Here is a 15,838-nt window from a genome sequence, read left to right as displayed (position 1 = left end):
GGGGCCAAACACGGCCGTCAGCGAAGCCGTGGACTGGCTGTAGGAAAAGCCCGAAGTCCCGGACCCGGGGGCAAAGACCCCGCGCACAGCGGCTCGGAACCACGTCCTACACACGTCGCGGCTGCGGTCGCGCAAGCTCGCAGGCCATGAGGACTTCCTTGCGCCGCACCACTGCGCACCTGCACTTGACCTATGGCGGCGGTGAAGCCAGCGAGGCCCTGATCGGGCGGCGCTTCACGCTGGAGGTCGAGGGCAGTGCGCTGACCCTGATGATCGACCTGACGCCGAATTTCCAGACGCGCAACAAGATGGCCGCGAGCTACCTGGACGCGACGGCGCTGCTTCGCAACCACGACCGCCTGCAGTCCCTCCAGTGCGACGACAACCTGGTGCGAACCCGCCTGGTGCGCACCTGGAAGGACATGCACGAGCCCACGCTGCGCATGCTGCTGGACCTCGGTCCGCGTGGCCAATTCGCGTACGCGGTGCGGCCGCACCTGCTGTTCACCGGCGGGGTGCAACTGGACGTGCTGCAGGCCCTGGATGCGTCCGCCTTCGACTCCGGCGTGGCCGAGACCGCGTGAGGACAGGCATGCGGTTCTGGTCGCCCTGTTCGCGTGCGGCGTTGGTGTGCTCGCTGCTGCTGGGCCTGCAGGGGCCCGCCCTGGCTGATCCGGCCGCGCTGCGCGAGCGGCACGAGGCGTTGCGCGACGCCCTGCGCGGCAGCCCCTTTGGTCGTCCGCTGCACCTGGAGTCGCGTCAGATGGGCGAGAGCCTGCAGGGCGACGTGTACGCGGTGCTCGACCACTCGTTCGAGAAGGTGCGCGACGCGCTGGCCCAGCCGGCGAACTGGTGCGACGTGATGATCCTGCCGTTCAACACCAAGTACTGCCATGCGGTGCAGGCCGACGGCGGGCCGGCCCTGATGGTGCGCATCGGGCGCCGCTACGACCAGCCGGTCGAGCACGCGTTCCGGCTGCAGTTCGACCACCGGCTGGTGGCCGCCTCCCCGCGCTACTTCGAGTGCCGGCTCAGCGCGCAGGAAGGGCCGGTGGGGACGCGCGACTACCGCATCGTGGTGTCCGCCATCCCGCTGGACGGGGGGCGCACCTTCCTGCACCTGGGGTATGCCTACGGCTTCGGCACCATGGGCCGGATCGCCATGCACGCCTACCTGGCGACCGCGGGCGCCGACAAGGTGGGCTTCACCCGCGTGAACAACGGCGCGGGCGGCCACGGGCTCATCGGCGGCATGCGCGGCGCCGTCGAGCGCAACGCCATGCGCTATTACCTGGCCATCGACACCTTCCTCGATTCGCTCGACGCCCCGCCGGCGCAACGCGCGGAGCGACGCATCCAGGGCTGGTTCGATGCGACCGAGCGATATCCGCTGCAACTGCGCGAGATGGACCGCCGGACCTATGTGTCGATGAAGCGGATGGAGGTGGAACGGCAGCAGACCCTGCTGCCGTGAGTTGCCCCGGTCAGCGCAGCCCGGCCGCTGCACGCAGCACGGCCGCCCGGTCGGTCCGCTCCCAGGCGAACTCGGGTTCTTCGCGGCCGAAGTGGCCATAGGCCGCGGTCTTCTGGTAGATGGGGCGCAGCAGGTCCAGCATCTGGATGATGCCCTTGGGCCGCAGGTCGAAGTGCTCGTTGACCAATGCGGCGATGCGCTCGTCGGGGATGACGCCGGTGCCCTCGGTGTAGACCGTCACGTTCATGGGCCGGGCCACGCCGATGGCGTAGGCCACCTGCACCTGGCACTGGCGCGCCAGGCCGGCGGCGACCACGTTCTTGGCGACGTAGCGCGCAGCGTACGCGGCGGAGCGGTCCACCTTGGACGGGTCCTTGCCCGAGAACGCGCCGCCGCCGTGCGGGCAGGCGCCGCCGTAGGTGTCGACGATGATCTTGCGGCCGGTGAGGCCGCAGTCGCCCTGCGGGCCGCCGATGACGAAACGGCCGGTGGGATTGATGAGGTAGCGGGTTTCCTTGAGCCACTCGCGCGGCAGCACCGGCTTGATGATTTCCTCGACCACCGCCTCGACGAACGAGGCCTTCATCTTGTTGCCGTCGCTCTGCTCGGGGCTGTGCTGCGTGGACAGCACCACGGTGTCGATGCTGTGCGGCTTGCCGTCGACATAGCGCATGGTCACCTGGCTCTTGGCGTCGGGACGCAGGAAGGGCAGGCGCCCGTCCTTGCGCAGTTGCGCCTGGCGCTCCACCAGCCGGTGGGCATAGTGGATGGGCGCGGGCATGAGTTCGGGCGTCTCGTCGCAGGCGTAGCCGAACATCAGGCCCTGGTCGCCGGCGCCGGTGTTCAGGTAGTCGTCGCTGGCATGGTCCACGCCCTGGGCGATGTCGTTGGACTGCTTGTCGTAGCAGACCATCACGGCGCAGCCCTTGTAGTCGATGCCGTACTCGGTGTTGTCGTAGCCGATGCGCTTGATGGTGTCGCGCGCGACCTGGATGTAGTCGACGTGCGCGTTGGTGGTGATCTCGCCGGCCAGCACCACCAGGCCGGTGTTGGTCAGCGTCTCGGCGGCCACCCGGCTGCGCGGGTCCTGCGTGAAGATCGCGTCGAGGATGGCATCCGAAATCTGGTCGGCGACCTTGTCGGGGTGGCCTTCGGAAACCGATTCGGATGTGAAGAGGAAGTCGTTCGCCATTTGAGATACTCCGTCAGTTGAAAGGCGCGTTGCCTTTGCGGGAGCTTCGGCGAACGCTTTAGCAGCTCTTGTTTAACGTCGCCCTGCAAGTAGTCCAATAACTCAGCGACCGCCACATTCTATAGCCGGTTTTTTTCGTCGCTGGCTCCTTCTTCTTGCCCCATGTTGCTGCTGTTCCGGCTGCTGTCCCGTGTGCCCCTGCGCGCCCTGCACGCGCTCGGCGCGGTGCTGGGCTGGGTGGTGTTCCTGGCGTCGCCCACGTACCGGCGGCGCTTTCTCGAACACGCCCGGCAGGCGGGCTACGCCTTCGGCGAGGTGCGGCCGGCGGTGGCGCACATCGGCCGCATGGTCGGTGAGTTGCCTCGCATCTGGCTCGGTGCCCCGGTGCGCGCCGAGATGGAGAACGCCGCCAGTCTCGACGCAGCCTATGCGGCCGGCCGCGGCGTGCTGCTGCTCACGCCGCACCTGGGCTGCTTCGAGGTGACGGCGCAGGCCATCGCCGCACGGCACCAGGCCGCCCATGGTCCGTTCACGGTGCTGTTCCGGCCGGCGCGCAAACCCTGGCTGGCGCCGGTGGTGGCGGCCTCGCGCCAGCGGCCCGGGCTGGCGCCGGTGCCCACCACGCTGGCCGGCGTGCGACAGATGATCAAGGCGCTGCGGCAGGGCCAGGCCGTGGGGCTGTTGCCCGACCAGGTGCCGCCCGATGGCATGGGCCTGTGGGCGCCGTTCTTCGGACAACCCGCCTACACCATGACACTGGCCGCGCGCCTGGCACAGCAGACCGGCTGCGAGGTGCGCCTGGTCTGGGGCGAGCGCCTGCCGGCCGGCCGCGGCTACGTGCTGCACTTCCGCGAGTTGCAGGCGCCGTGGCCCGAGTCGCTGCAGGATGCCGTGGAGCAGATGAACCGCGAGATGGAGCGCGTGATCCGCGAGTGCCCGCAGCAGTACCTGTGGAGCTATGCGCGATACAAGAAGCCGCGCCGCCAGGAGGGCGCATGAATCGCCGTCGCTGGCGCGCACGCCTGGGAGGTTGGGTCACGCTCGGCTTCCTGTGGCTGTTCCATTGGCTGCCGCTGTCGTGGCAGGCGGCGTTCGGCCGGGTGATCGGCGGATGGCTCTGGCAGCTTGCCGGCTCGCGCCGGCGCATCACGTTGCGCAACCTGCAGCTGTGCCTGCCGGAGCTTTCCCCGGCGGATCACGAGCGCCTCGGCCGTGAGCTGTTCAAGTGGTTCAGCCGCAGCGTGCTCGAGCGCGGCCTGCTGTGGTGGGCGCCCGAAAGCCGATTGCGCAAATTGATCCACGTGGAAGGCGACGTGGGCTTCGCCGATCGGCACGAGGGCGCCGTGATGTGGCTGGCGCCACACTTCGTCGGGCTGGACGTGGCGGGCGCGGCCTGCCAGTTGTTCGTGAAGCGGCCGGGTGCCTCGATCTACCAGTCGCAGACCAACCCGGTGATCGATGCGGCCGTGCGTCGCGGCCGCCTTCGGCACGGCCGGGCCGAGATCTTCGCGCGGTCGGAGACGGCCAAGCCGCTGATGCGGGCGGTGCGCCAGGGCGCCGCCTTCTTCAACCTGCCCGACATGGATTTCGGGGCGCGTGATGCGGCCTTCGTCCCCTTCTTCGGCGTGCCGGCCGCCACGCTGCTGGCGCCTTCGCGCATGGCCCGCGCGCTGCGCATGACGGTGCAGCCGGTGGTGTGCACCATGCTGCCGGGCGGCGAGGGCTACCGGGTGCGCTTCCTGCCGCCGTGGGAGGACTTCCCCAGCGACGATGCCGTGGCCGACACGGCGCGCATGAACCGCTGGATCGAGGAGCGCGTGCGTGAATGCCCCGAGCAGTATTTCTGGGTGCACAAGCGCTTCAAGACCCGCCCGCCGGGCGAGCCGCCGCTCTATTGACCGGGGGCCGCTTCGGCGGCGGGATGCACCCACTGCCACAGCAGGTGCGCGGTCTCCTCCACTCCCTGCTTCTTGAGGGCCGAGAACAGCCGCACCTCGCCGCCACCGGCCTGCAGCCGCATGATCGATAGCGCCTTCTGCGCCTCGACCCGGTTGAGCTTGTCGGCCTTGGTCAGGAGCACCAGGAACTTCAGGCCCTGCTCGACGCGCGGGCGGATCACTTCCAGCAGGATCTCGTCGAGTTCGGTCAAACCATGCCGCGGGTCGCACAGCAGCACCACGCCACGCAGGTTCTCGCGGGTGACCAGGTAGTTGGCCATGACCTGCTGCCAGCGCACCTTGTCCTGCTTGGGCACCGCCGCGTAGCCGTAGCCGGGAAGGTCGGCCAGCACGGCGTCGGTGATGCCCTGGCGGCCCAGCGAAAACAGGTTGATGCTTTGCGTGCGCCCGGGCGTCTTGGAGGCGAACGCCAGCCGCTTTTGCTGCGTGAGCGTGTTGATGCAGGTGGACTTGCCGGCGTTGGAGCGGCCGACGAACGCGATTTCGGGGTGCTCGTGCGCGGGCAGGAACTCCAGCCGGGGTGCGGTGGTGAGGAAGCGCGCGGTGTGCATCCATCCCAACGCCTGGGCCGGCGTGATGCCGTCGGAGGTGGGGGGCGTGGTGCTCGGTTCGGGAGAGGCGGGCGGACCCGGCGGATGCGTCATGGGGAAGGTTCCAGCGGCCGGGTGGGCCAGGGACGGCATTGTAGAATCTGCCGGTTTTGCGCCCTCCAACTCGATACGAACTTATGAAGTTGCCCGCTTCCCTGCTGCTGGCGGCCGTGCTTGCGGCGCCGCTGCTGTCGACGGCCCAGGCCCCCCAGGCTCCGCAGGCTGCCCCCGCCCCGTCCGATGCGCCGGCGGCTGCGGCGCCCACCCAGGCTGCCAAGCCGGACCTTGCGCAGGGTGAGCAGCGCTACACCGCGGTTTGCGCGTCCTGCCACGGGCCGGCGGGCAACTCCGGCGCCCCGGCCAATCCCAAGCTGGCCCAGCAGCACCCTGAATACCTCATCAAGCAGCTGCAGGAATTCAAGAGCGGCAAGCGCCCGAGCCCCATCATGCAAGGCTTCGCGGCCCAGCTGACCCCACAGGACATGCAGAACATCTCCTATTGGCTCGCGAGCCAGCAGCTGAAGCCGGGCTTTGCCCGCGACAAGCAGGCGGTCGCGCTCGGTGAGCGCATCTGGCGCGGCGGCATCGCCGACCGCAACATCGCCGCCTGCGCGGGCTGCCACAGTCCCAATGGCGCCGGCATTCCGTCCATGTATCCGCGGCTGGCCGGCCAGCACGCCGACTACACCGCGGACCAGCTGATCGCATTCCGGGAGGGCAAGCGTCCGAACAGCCCGCAGATGACCCAGATCGCCGCCAAGATGAACGACCGCGAGATCCGCGCGGTGGCCGACTACGTGGCGGGCCTGCGTTGACCGCGGTCGTGAGCCGGGTGTGACTCGGCGGCGGCTTCCTCTGCGGGAACCAACGCCGCACCCTCACACCTAAGCAGGCGGGAGCTCCATCGGCCCCCGCCTTTTTTCTTTCCCCCGCCCCTCGTCTTTTTTCCATGACCGCATCGACCCAGGGACTCCAGGTCCGCCGAGGTTCGCACGCGCTGCGCTCCGCGGTGGAGTTGCTGTCGTCGATGCGCTTCGCCATCTCGCTGCTCACCGTGATCTGCATCGCCTCGGTGATCGGCACGGTGCTCAAGCAGCACGAGCCCGCGGTGAACTATGTCAACCAGTTCGGCCCGTTCTGGGCCGGCGTGTTCGGTGCGCTCAAGCTCAACGCCGTCTACAGCGCCTGGTGGTTCCTGCTGATCCTGGCCTTCCTGGTGGTGAGCACCTCGCTGTGCATCGCCCGGAACACCCCCAAGATCTTCGCCGACCTGCGCTCCTACAAGGAGAACATACGGGCGCAGAGCCTGCAGGCGTTCTCGCACCGGGCCCAGGGCGAGCTGGTCGATGCGCCGGAGGTGGCCGCGCAGCGGATCGGTTCGGCACTGGCGAAGGCCGGCTGGCGGGTCAAGCTGCAGCGCCGTGAAGGAACGGCCGGCACGGGCTGGATGGTGGCGGCGCGCGCGGGCGCGGCGAACAAGCTGGGCTACCTGGCCGCGCACGGGGCCATCGTGCTGGTTTGCCTGGGCGGCCTGCTCGATGGCGACCTGATCGTGCGGGCCCAGATGTGGTGGGGCGGCAAGACGCCCTACCAAGGCGGCGGAATGATCGCCGACGTGGCGCCCGTGCACCGGCTTCCCGCCACCAACCCCACCTTCCGGGGCAACCTGCTGGTGGCCGAGGGCACGCAATCGGGCACGGCCATCCTGAACCAGAGCGACGGCATCTTGCTGCAGGAGCTGCCGTTTTCGATCGAGCTGAAGAAATTCATCGTCGAGCACTACTCGACCGGCATGCCCAAGCTCTTCGCCAGCGAGATCGTGATCCACGACCGCCAGAGCGGCGAGAAGATCCCGGCGCGGGTGGAGGTGAACCATCCGGCGCGGCACCGCGGCATCGAGATCTACCAATCGAGCTTCGACGATGGCGGCTCGACCGTGCGGCTGCGGGCGGTGCCGCTCAACGGCAGCACCAAGCCGTTCGAGATCGAGGGCGTCATCGGTGGCAGTTCCCAGTTGACCCGCGGCGACGGCACGGACGCCGATCGCATGACGCTGGAGTACACCGGGCTGCGCGTGATCAACGTCGAGAACTTCGCCGGCGAAAGCGCCAGCGGTGCCGACGTCCGCAAGGTGGACCTGCGCGAATCGATCGAATCGCGACTGGGCGCGGCCAACAAGACGGTGAGCCGCCGCGAGCTGCGCAACGTCGGGCCCAGCGTGACCTACAAGCTGCGCGATGCGGCCGGGCAGGCCCGCGAGTTCCACAACTACATGCTGCCGGTGGACATGGGGCAAGGCACCGGGCCGGTGTTCCTGCTGGGCGTGCGCGACACGCCGGCCGAGGCGTTCCGGTACCTGCGCATTCCGGCCGATGACAAGGGCGAGCTCGACGGCTTCCTGCGCTTGCGCCAGGCGTTGGCCGACCCGGCGCTGCGCGAACAGGCGGTGCGCCGCTTCGCGACCCAGGCCACCGACCCCGGCAAGCCCGAGCTGACCGAGCAGCTGGCCGCCTCGGCCCAGCGCGCGCTCGAGCTCTTCGCGGGCGCTGCGCCGGGTCCCAATGGCAAGACGGTGGGCGGGCTGCAGGCGATCGCCGATTTCATGGAGGCCAGCGTGCCCGAGACCGAGCGCGCCCGAGCCGGCGAGGTGGTCATCCGCATCCTCAATGGCTCGCTCTTCGAGCTCGCGCAGCTGACGCGGCAGCAGGGCGGCCTTGCGCCGCTGGAGCCGGGCGAGGCGACCCAGTCTTTCATGAACCAGGCGGTGCTGGCGCTGAGCGACATGCACCTCTACCCGGCCCCCGTGGCCTTCCGGATGGTCGACTTCAACCAGGTCCAGGCCAGCGTGTTCCAGGTCGCCCGTGCCCCTGGCCGCAACATCGTCTACCTGGGGTGCCTGTTGTTGATCGTCGGCATCTTCGCCATGCTGTACGTCCGTGAGCGCCGGCTCTGGGTCTGGCTCGAGGCGACCGGCAGCGGCAGCGGCAGCCGCGCCAGCATGGCCCTGTCCACCAACCGCAAAACCATGGATGCCGACCGAGAATTCAACCACCTGCGCAGCCAGCTGATCGACACGCAAGGACCCGCATGAACACGGCGACCACCACCCTGATCCTGAACGAGGGCTTCCTGGCCCGGCGCAATTGGCTCGACTGGCTGTTCGCCGCCCTGGTGCTGGCGGGCGGCCTGTTCGCCTTGCAGCGCTACGGCAGCTACATGGACGTGTACGAGAAGGCCATCTTGCTCGGCTCGATCCCATCGGCGATCTGGTTGGGATGGTTCTGGCGGCCGCTGCGGGCGCTGATGGTCGCGGTGGCGGCGTTCTCGTTGCTGGCGATCGCCGCTTACCAGTCCGACCTGGCACGAGCCGACACCGTGTTCTGGTTGAAGTACTTCCTGTCCAGCCAGTCGGCCATTCTCTGGATGAGCGTGCTCTTCTTCATGAGCACCACGTTCTACTGGCTCGGCATGTTCGCTCGTGGGCAGGCGGCCGCGATGGAGCGCATCGGCTCCGGCGTCGCCTGGGCGGCGGTCACCATGGCGCTGATCGGCAGCATGGTGCGCTGGTACGAGAGCTACCTGATCAGCCCGGACGTCGGCCACATTCCGGTGAGCAACCTGTACGAAGTGTTCGTGTTGTTCTGCTGGATGACCGCGGCCTTCTACCTGTACTTCGAGCAGCAGTACGGCACCCGGGCGCTGGGCGCCTTCGTGATGCTGATCGTCAGTGCCGCGGTCGGCTTCCTGCTCTGGTACACGGTCGTGCGCGAGGCCCACGAGATCCAGCCGCTGGTGCCTGCGCTGCAAAGCTGGTGGATGAAGCTGCACGTACCCGCCAACTTCATCGGCTACGGCACCTTCGCCATCGCCGCCATGGTGGCCTTCGCCTATCTCATCAAGATGCACGCCGCCGAAACGCGGTGGTGGAAGCTGGCGCCGCTGTGGGCGCTGGGCGTGGTGCTGTGCTTCGAGCCGCTGGTGTTCCGGCAGTCTGCCAGCGGCGGCATGAGCGACTACTGGGCGGTGTATTTCGGGCTGTCGGCCCTGATCGCCGGTGGCATCGTCGCGCTGCGCGGTCGCATCGCGCAGCGCTTGCCCGCCTTCGAGGTGCTGGACGATGTCATGTACAAGGCCATCGCCGTCGGCTTCGCGTTCTTCACCATCGCCACCGTGCTGGGCGCCTTGTGGGCGGCCGAGGCCTGGGGCGGCTACTGGAGCTGGGACCCGAAGGAAACCTGGGCGCTGATCGTCTGGCTCAACTACGCGGCCTGGCTGCACATGCGGCTGATGAAGGGCTTGCGGGGTGCCGTGTCGGCGTGGTGGGCGCTGGTGGGGCTCGCCATCACGACCTTTGCGTTCCTGGGCGTGAACATGTTCCTGTCCGGCTTGCACAGCTACGGCAACCTCTGACGGGCCGGCCCGCATCAGGGTCTTGGCACCGGGCGCGAGAATGGATCACGATCACTTGACCGAAGAAGGATGGCCATGCAGATCAAGACAGACCGCGACGGCTTCGTGCATCCGGTGCCTAGCGAGATCACCCCGTGCACCGTCTATCAGAACCGCCGAGACTTGATCCGGTGGATGGCGGGCGGTGCGGCCGGTGCGGCCCTGGCCACGTGGGCCGGCCGTGATGCCCGGGCGCAGATGCAGCGGCCAGGAAAGCTGGCTCCGCTGCCGGGCGCGCGCTCCACGGTGGAAGGCGCAGTCACCATGGAAAAGGTCACGCCCTATCAGGACGCCACCACCTACAACAACTTCTACGAGTTCGGCACCGACAAGGACGACCCGGCGCGGTACGCGCACACGCTGGTGACGCAGCCCTGGACGGTGGAGGTCGATGGACTGGTGCGCAAGCCCGGCAAGTTCGGGCTCGAGGACCTGCTCAAGCTGTCGGCCCAGGAAGAGCGGATCTACCGCCTGCGCTGCGTCGAAGGCTGGTCGATGGTGATTCCCTGGGTCGGCTACTCGTTGTCGCACCTGATCGACCGGGTGGAGCCGCTGGGAAGCGCGAAGTACGTGGAGTTCGTGACCCTGGCCGACCCCAAGACCATGCCGGGTGTGCGCTCGCGCGTGCTCGATTGGCCATACGTCGAAGGACTGCGCCTGGACGAGGCGCGGCATCCGCTCACGCTGCTCGCCTTCGGCATGTACGGCGAGGTCTTGCCCAAGCAGAACGGCGCACCGCTGCGGCTGGTGGTGCCCTGGAAGTACGGCTTCAAGAGCGGCAAGTCGCTGGTGCGCATCCGCTTCACCGAGCAGGAGCCGCGCATCGCCTGGAACAAGGCAGCGGCCAACGAGTACGGCTTCTATTCCAACGTCAACCCGAACGTCGACCATCCGCGCTGGAGCCAGGCGACCGAACGCCGGATCGGCGAAGACGGGCTGTTCACCAAGCGGCGCAAGACGCTCATGTTCAATGGCTACGAGGCCCAGGTCGGGCAGCTCTACGCCGGCATGGACCTGCGCAAGTTCTTCTGATGGCGGCTGCCCCGGCGCGCGGGCGCCTGTTCGACCGGGCTTTGAAGCCCGCCGTCTTCCTGCTGTCGCTGGGACCGTTCGCGTACCTGTTCTGGGCAGCCGTGGCCAACGAACTGGGGCCCAATCCGGCGGAGGCCCTGATCCGTTCCTTGGGGGAGTGGGCGCTTCGCTTCCTGTGCCTGACCCTGGCCGTGACGCCGGCGCGCGTGATGTTCAACCTGCCGCGACTGGCGCTGCTGCGGCGGATGCTGGGCCTGTTCACCTACTTTTACGCCCTGCTGCACCTGCTGGGGTACGCGGCTTTCGACATGGGGTTCGACTGGGGCGAGATCGTGCGTGACATTCCCAAGCGGCCCTTCATCCTGGTGGGCTTCACCGCGTTCGTGCTGCTCACGCCGCTGGCCGCGACCTCGTTCAACCGGGCGATCCGAATGATGGGTGCGCGAAGGTGGCAGCAGCTGCATCGGCTCGTCTATGCGGTGGCGGGGCTGGTCATCCTGCACTTCTTCTGGATGCGCGCCGGCAAGAACGACTTCGCCGATGTGGCCGTCTATGGCGCCATCCTCGCGTGCCTGCTCGGCTGGCGCGTCTGGCGCCGGTTCGCGGCGCCGCGAACCGCCCGTCGCGGTGTCATGAGTCGATGAGGCGCTCGAGCCGCAGCTGGTCGGCAATGCCTTCGCGCTGCCGGATCAGGTGGGTGTGGCTGCCGTCCACCAGGATCTCCGCCGCGCGGCCCCGGCTGTTGTAGTTGCTGGCCATGCTCATGCAGTAGGCGCCGGCGGACAGCACCGCGACGTGGTCACCGGCCTTCACGGCGAGGTCACGGTCTCGGCCGATCCAGTCACCGCTTTCGCAGACGGGTCCGACCACGTCATAGCGGGTGGCCGGGCCGGCGCGGCGCTCCAAGGGCTCGATCCGGTGGTAGGCCTCGTACATGGCCGGCCGCGGCAAGTCGTTCATCGCCGCATCGACGATGCAGAAGTTCTTGTGTTCACCCGGCTTGAGGTACAGCACCTCGGCCAGGCACACGCCGGCGTTACCCACCAGCGAGCGGCCGGGCTCGACCATCAGGTGCCGGTCACCGAAGCCCCGGGCGTCGAGCCGCTGGAGCAGTTCGGCCCAAAGCGCATCGGCGGCCGGCGGCGTCTCGCCGTTGTAGTCGATGCCGAGGCCACCACCGAAGTCGATGTGCTGCAGGCGGATGCCTTCGGCTTCGATGGCTTCCACCAACTCGAGCACGCGGTCGAGCGCGTCCAGGTAGGGCGAGCCTTCGGTGATCTGCGAGCCGATGTGGCAATCGATGCCGATGACGCGCAGGCCGGGCAGGGCGGCCGCGCGTCGGTAGGCCTGCAGCGTCCGCTCGTGGGCCACGCCGAACTTGTTGTCCTTCAGCCCGGTGGAGATGTAGGGGTGCGTGCGCGCGTCGACATTGGGATTGACGCGGATGCTGACCGGCGCCACCCGGGCCGCTTGCGTGGCGACATCGCTCAGCACGTCCAGCTCGGCCTCGCTCTCGACGTTGAAACAGCCGATGCCCACGTCGAGTGCGCGACGCATCTCCACGCGGGTCTTGCCGACGCCGGAAAAGATCACCTTGCGCGGCTCGGCGCCCGCCTGCAGCACGCGCTCGAGTTCGCCGCCCGAGACGATGTCGAAACCGCAGCCGGCCCGAGCGAACAGCTGGAGCACGGCGAGGCTGGAGTTCGCCTTCATCGCATAGCAGATGGTGGCCCGACGCCCGGCGAATCCGCGCTGGTAGGCGGCCAGCGATGAGAGCATGGCGGCCTTGGAGTACACGTACAGCGGCGTGCCGTACTGGCGCGCCAATTCGGAAAGCGGCACGTCCTCGATGAACAAGGCGTCGCCGCGGCGGGCGACATGCGGATGTCCGGGCAGGGGCTTCATCGCAGGACCGGTTGGGGAGTGGGTTTCGCCGCGGGAGCCGATGGTGTGGTGCCGGGCTGGCGCGTGGGCAGCAGGGTCTCGGGCAACGTGGCCCGGCCGACGGCCGCTTCGCCCGTGGGCAGGACCAGTGGACCCTTCTGGCCGCACCCCATGAGCAGGGCTGCCATGGCCAGGGCCAATATTCCGCTCGCGGGGGGGCTGACTAGAATCGATTTCGACAACGCGAACATCGACGAATTGTAATGACCGACCTCGAATACATGGACCGGGCCGAGGCCTTGCTGCGCAGCGTCGAGACGACCTGCGACCGCATCAGCGACGAGTCCGATGCCGACCTCGACAGCCAACGCGTGGGCGGCATGGTGACGATCACCTTTCGCAACGGGAGCCAGATCGTGGTGAACCTGCAGAAGCCCCTGCAGGAGGTCTGGATGGCCGCGCGCGCGGGCGGCTTCCACTACCGCTACGACGGTTCGCGCTGGATGGACACCAAGGGGCAGGGCGAGTTCTTCGCCAGCCTGTCCCGGCTGGCGAGCGAACAGGCTGGACAAGCGCTCAGCTTCACCCCTTAGCGGAACAAGTCCAGGATGCTCTTGCGCTCCACGTTGGGAGGCAGGTGACGATCGGGTGGCTGGCCGTCCGAATTCATCAGGCTGCGGTCCCAGGTGGGATTGTTCGCCGGCGGCTGCTTCGCGCCATCGCGGAACAGCACCGGCGCACCCTCGCCCAGCGGCGCCAGCGGCGTGGTCGGCACGCCGAGGCTGCGCACGCCGCCACCCAGTGCGTATTCGCTGTAGGTCCACTCGCCGCCCACGTTCACCACGCCATCCGGCGGTGCCGGCTCGACAACCGGCACGCCCCGAAGGGCTGGCTCCATGAAGTTGATCCAGACCGGCAGCGTCAGCCCGCCGCCGGTTTCGCGGTCACCCAGTGAACGCGGGGTGTCGTAGCCGATCCAGGTGACCGCCACCAGGCTCGGGTGGAAGCCGGCGAACCAGGCATCGATCGAATCGTTGGTGGTGCCGGTCTTGCCGTAGACGTCGGGGCGCTTCAGGGTGGACTGCGCTCGCGCTGCGGTGCCCGACCGGGTGATCTCCTGCAGCAGCCGGTTCATGACGAAGGCATTGCGCGCGTCGATCGCACGCAGCGCCTCGTTGGGCAGCGGCGGCTGCGTCTCGACCAAGGTCTTGCCCCGGTGATCGGTGATCTTTCGGATCAGCCACGGATTGACGCGGTAGCCGCCGTTGGCGAACACGGCATAGCCCGCGGCCATCTGCATCGGCGTGACCGCGCCGGCGCCCAGCGCCATGGTGAGGTAGGCCGGGTGCCGCTCGGTGTCGAAGCCGAAGCGGCCGACCCATTGCTGCGCCTCCTGCGTGCCGATGGCCTGCAGGACCCGGATCGAGACCATGTTCTTCGACTTGGCCAGAGCGGTGTGCAAGGGCATCGGGCCCTCGAAGCGGCCGTCGTAGTTCTTGGGCTCCCAAGGCTGCCCGCCGGTCACGTCGGAGCCGAAGAACAAGGGCCCGTCATCGATGACCGTGGTCGGCGTGAAGCCCTTCTCCAGGGCCGCCGAATAAATGAAGGGCTTGAACGCGGAGCCAGGCTGGCGCCAGGCCTGGGTGACATGGTTGAACTTGTTCTTGTTGAAGTCGAAGCCCCCCACCATCGCCTGGATGGCGCCGTCGCGCGGATCGAGCGCGACGAACGCGCCCTCGACCTCCGGCAGCTGCGTGATCTCCCAGTTCTTGGCCGTCTTGACCACGCGGATCACGGCGCCACGGCGGATCTTGATCTTGGGCGGAGCCTTGTCGGACAAGCCGGATTGCGCCGGTCGCAGCCCCTCCCCGGTGATCTCGATGGGATCGGCGTTCTGGCGCACGGCCACCACGCGGCGGGGGCTCGCTTCCAGGACCACGGCCGACATCAGGTCGCCGTTGTCGGGGTGTTCGGCCAGCACGTCGTCGATCGCATCCTCCAGCGCGGCACGGTCGTCCGGCAGGTCCACGAACTGCTCGGGGCCGCGGTAGAACTGGCGCCGCTCGTAATCCATGATGCCCTTGCGCAAGGCGCGGTACGCCGCTTCCTGCTGGTCGGCGCGGATGGTGGAGTACACGTTCAGGCCGCGCGTGTAGGTTTCGGCGCCGTACTGCGCGTGGACCAGCTGGCGCACGGTCTCGGCCACGTATTCCGCGTGAACCCGCAGCGGGTCGGCCGTCGAGCGGAACTGCAGTTCCTGGCGCTTGGCCGCTTCGGCCTGCGCGGTGCTGATGAAGCCGTTCTCCTCCATGCGCTCGATGATGTAGAGCTGGCGGGAGCGGGCGCGCTTGGGATTGACCAGCGGGTTGTATGCCGAGGGAGCCTTCGGCAGTCCCGCCAGCATGGCCGCCTCGGCGATGGTCAGGTCCTGCATCGGCTTGCCGAAATAGGTCTCGGAAGCCGCCGCGAAGCCGTAGGCCCGATTACCCAGGAAGATCTGGTTCATGTAGATCTCCAGGATCCGGTCCTTGGACAACTGGTGTTCGAGCTTGAACGTCAGCAGCACCTCATAAAGCTTGCGGGTGAAGGTCTTCTCGGACGAGAGATACACGTTGCGCGCCACTTGCATGGTGATCGTCGACGCCCCCTGGCTCTTGGCCCGTCCGAGGTTGGCGATCGCCGCCCGCACCAGGCCGCGATAGTCCACGCCGCGGTGCTCGTAGAAACGGGCGTCCTCGATGGCGAGGACGGCATCCTTCATCACCTTGGGCACCTGGTCGATGGGCGTGAGGTTGCGCCGCTCTTCGCCGAATTCCCCGATCAGCATGCCGTCGGCGGTGTAGACCCGCATGGGAAGCTTGGGGCGGTAGTCGGCCAGGTCGGAGATGTCGGGCAGGTTGGGGTACGCCACCGACAACGCCACCGCGACCACGATCACGAGACTGACGCTTGCAGCCAACGATGCGCCCAGAAGCCAGAGAAGGCCCCGCGTGAGCAGGTGTCCCCACCCGTGGGGACGGGCCTTCTTGGGGGTGGGAGAGGGTGCAGCAGCCATAAATATTCGAGGACCGACGGGACCTCCGGATTATCCGGACTGCCACCGCCGAGTTAGAGTGCCGGCTGAGCAGCAGCCGCTCGCGTTCGACGCCGGTGAGGTGTGAGAGTTCGCAGTATCGCGGCACAGCTCGTCAGCTTTTGACAACGTAGAGCTTCGCTTCCCAGGGAAAGTCCTTTGCCCAGCAGGACGTTGCTGCTAGTA

The 15,838-nt window shown here is 68.0% G+C and carries 15 protein-coding genes; 10 read left to right on the top strand and 5 right to left on the bottom strand.

The window, feature by feature from the left end; all coding sequences use genetic code 11:
• The first annotated feature begins 146 nt into the window (after positions 1-146).
• Together JI739_RS18510 and JI739_RS18505 are read left to right on the top strand one after the other, a co-directional pair.
• Positions 147-584, top strand: a complete 438-nt coding sequence (locus JI739_RS18510) for a hypothetical protein (protein ID WP_236589844.1) — start codon at positions 147-149, stop codon at positions 582-584.
• An 8-nt stretch (positions 585-592) separates the two neighbouring features.
• Entirely contained in the window at positions 593-1,474 is an 882-nt protein-coding gene (locus JI739_RS18505; protein WP_201685407.1) for a hypothetical protein, read from the top strand.
• A gap of 10 nt (positions 1,475-1,484) precedes the next feature.
• Here the strand turns inward: JI739_RS18505 and metK are convergent, their stop codons facing one another.
• A complete protein-coding gene (gene metK, locus JI739_RS18500; protein WP_201685406.1) occupies positions 1,485-2,666 on the bottom strand; it encodes a methionine adenosyltransferase in 1,182 nt (393 codons plus the stop codon).
• Positions 2,667-2,828: 162 nt separating this feature from the next.
• On the opposite strand from metK, the gene JI739_RS18495 reads away from it, so the two are divergent.
• A complete protein-coding gene (locus JI739_RS18495; protein ID WP_201685405.1) occupies positions 2,829-3,665 on the top strand; it encodes a lysophospholipid acyltransferase family protein in 837 nt (278 codons plus the stop codon).
• Positions 3,662-4,564 (top strand): LpxL/LpxP family acyltransferase, encoded by a 903-nt coding sequence (locus JI739_RS18490; protein WP_201685404.1) that lies wholly within the window; start codon positions 3,662-3,664, stop codon positions 4,562-4,564. The genes JI739_RS18495 and JI739_RS18490 overlap by 4 nt, the downstream gene beginning before the upstream one ends.
• On the opposite strand, the gene yihA is transcribed toward JI739_RS18490, so the two are convergent.
• A complete protein-coding gene (gene yihA / locus JI739_RS18485; RefSeq protein WP_236589867.1) occupies positions 4,558-5,175 on the bottom strand; it encodes a ribosome biogenesis GTP-binding protein YihA/YsxC in 618 nt (205 codons plus the stop codon). The genes JI739_RS18490 and yihA overlap by 7 nt on opposite strands.
• Positions 5,176-5,351: 176 nt before the next feature.
• Between yihA and JI739_RS18480 the strand changes: the two genes are divergently transcribed.
• The 5 genes from JI739_RS18480 to msrQ all read left to right on the top strand — a co-directional run bounded on the left by JI739_RS18480 (position 5,352) and on the right by msrQ (position 11,339).
• Positions 5,352-6,029: a c-type cytochrome gene (locus JI739_RS18480; RefSeq protein ID WP_201685403.1), complete on the top strand. Its 678-nt coding sequence runs from the start codon at positions 5,352-5,354 to the stop codon at positions 6,027-6,029.
• 134 nt (positions 6,030-6,163) lie between these two features.
• Positions 6,164-8,305, top strand: coding sequence for a cytochrome c biogenesis protein ResB (locus JI739_RS18475; RefSeq protein WP_201685402.1), 2,142 nt, complete (start codon positions 6,164-6,166; stop codon positions 8,303-8,305).
• Positions 8,302-9,624 carry a c-type cytochrome biogenesis protein CcsB gene (gene ccsB, locus JI739_RS18470; protein ID WP_201685401.1) on the top strand — a complete coding sequence of 441 codons (1,323 nt, stop codon included), beginning with the start codon at positions 8,302-8,304 and terminating at the stop codon, positions 9,622-9,624. The genes JI739_RS18475 and ccsB overlap by 4 nt, the downstream gene beginning before the upstream one ends.
• 75 nt (positions 9,625-9,699) lie before the next feature.
• The gene (gene msrP / locus JI739_RS18465) at positions 9,700-10,695 is read left to right on the top strand and encodes a protein-methionine-sulfoxide reductase catalytic subunit MsrP (RefSeq protein WP_201685400.1); all 996 of its coding nucleotides are present in this window, start codon (positions 9,700-9,702) and stop codon (positions 10,693-10,695) included.
• Entirely contained in the window at positions 10,695-11,339 is a 645-nt protein-coding gene (gene msrQ, locus JI739_RS18460; protein WP_201685399.1) for a protein-methionine-sulfoxide reductase heme-binding subunit MsrQ, read from the top strand. Before msrP ends, msrQ begins: the two co-directional genes overlap by 1 nt.
• Here msrQ and lysA read toward each other — a convergent pair.
• Both lysA and JI739_RS24560 read right to left on the bottom strand, forming a co-directional pair.
• Positions 11,326-12,600 (bottom strand): diaminopimelate decarboxylase, encoded by a 1,275-nt coding sequence (gene lysA, locus JI739_RS18455; RefSeq protein ID WP_201685398.1) that lies wholly within the window; start codon positions 12,598-12,600, stop codon positions 11,326-11,328. The genes msrQ and lysA overlap by 14 nt on opposite strands.
• Positions 12,597-12,752 (bottom strand): lipoprotein, encoded by a 156-nt coding sequence (locus JI739_RS24560; RefSeq protein ID WP_236589866.1) that lies wholly within the window; start codon positions 12,750-12,752, stop codon positions 12,597-12,599. The genes lysA and JI739_RS24560 overlap by 4 nt, the downstream gene beginning before the upstream one ends.
• 90 nt (positions 12,753-12,842) lie before the next feature.
• Here JI739_RS24560 and cyaY point away from each other — a divergent pair, with 90 nt between their 5' ends.
• Positions 12,843-13,172, top strand: a complete 330-nt coding sequence (gene cyaY / locus JI739_RS18450; protein WP_201685397.1) for an iron donor protein CyaY — start codon at positions 12,843-12,845, stop codon at positions 13,170-13,172.
• Here cyaY and JI739_RS18445 read toward each other — a convergent pair.
• Entirely contained in the window at positions 13,169-15,634 is a 2,466-nt protein-coding gene (locus JI739_RS18445) for a penicillin-binding protein 1A (RefSeq protein WP_201685396.1), read from the bottom strand. The genes cyaY and JI739_RS18445 overlap by 4 nt on opposite strands.
• Positions 15,635-15,838 lie beyond the last annotated feature (204 nt).

Source organism: Ramlibacter aurantiacus, assembly GCF_016722895.1.
GTDB classification, from domain to species: domain Bacteria; phylum Pseudomonadota; class Gammaproteobacteria; order Burkholderiales; family Burkholderiaceae_C; genus Ramlibacter; species Ramlibacter aurantiacus.
The sequence above is the reverse complement of the archived record's forward strand: the minus strand, read 5'-3'. Positions and strand labels throughout refer to the sequence as shown.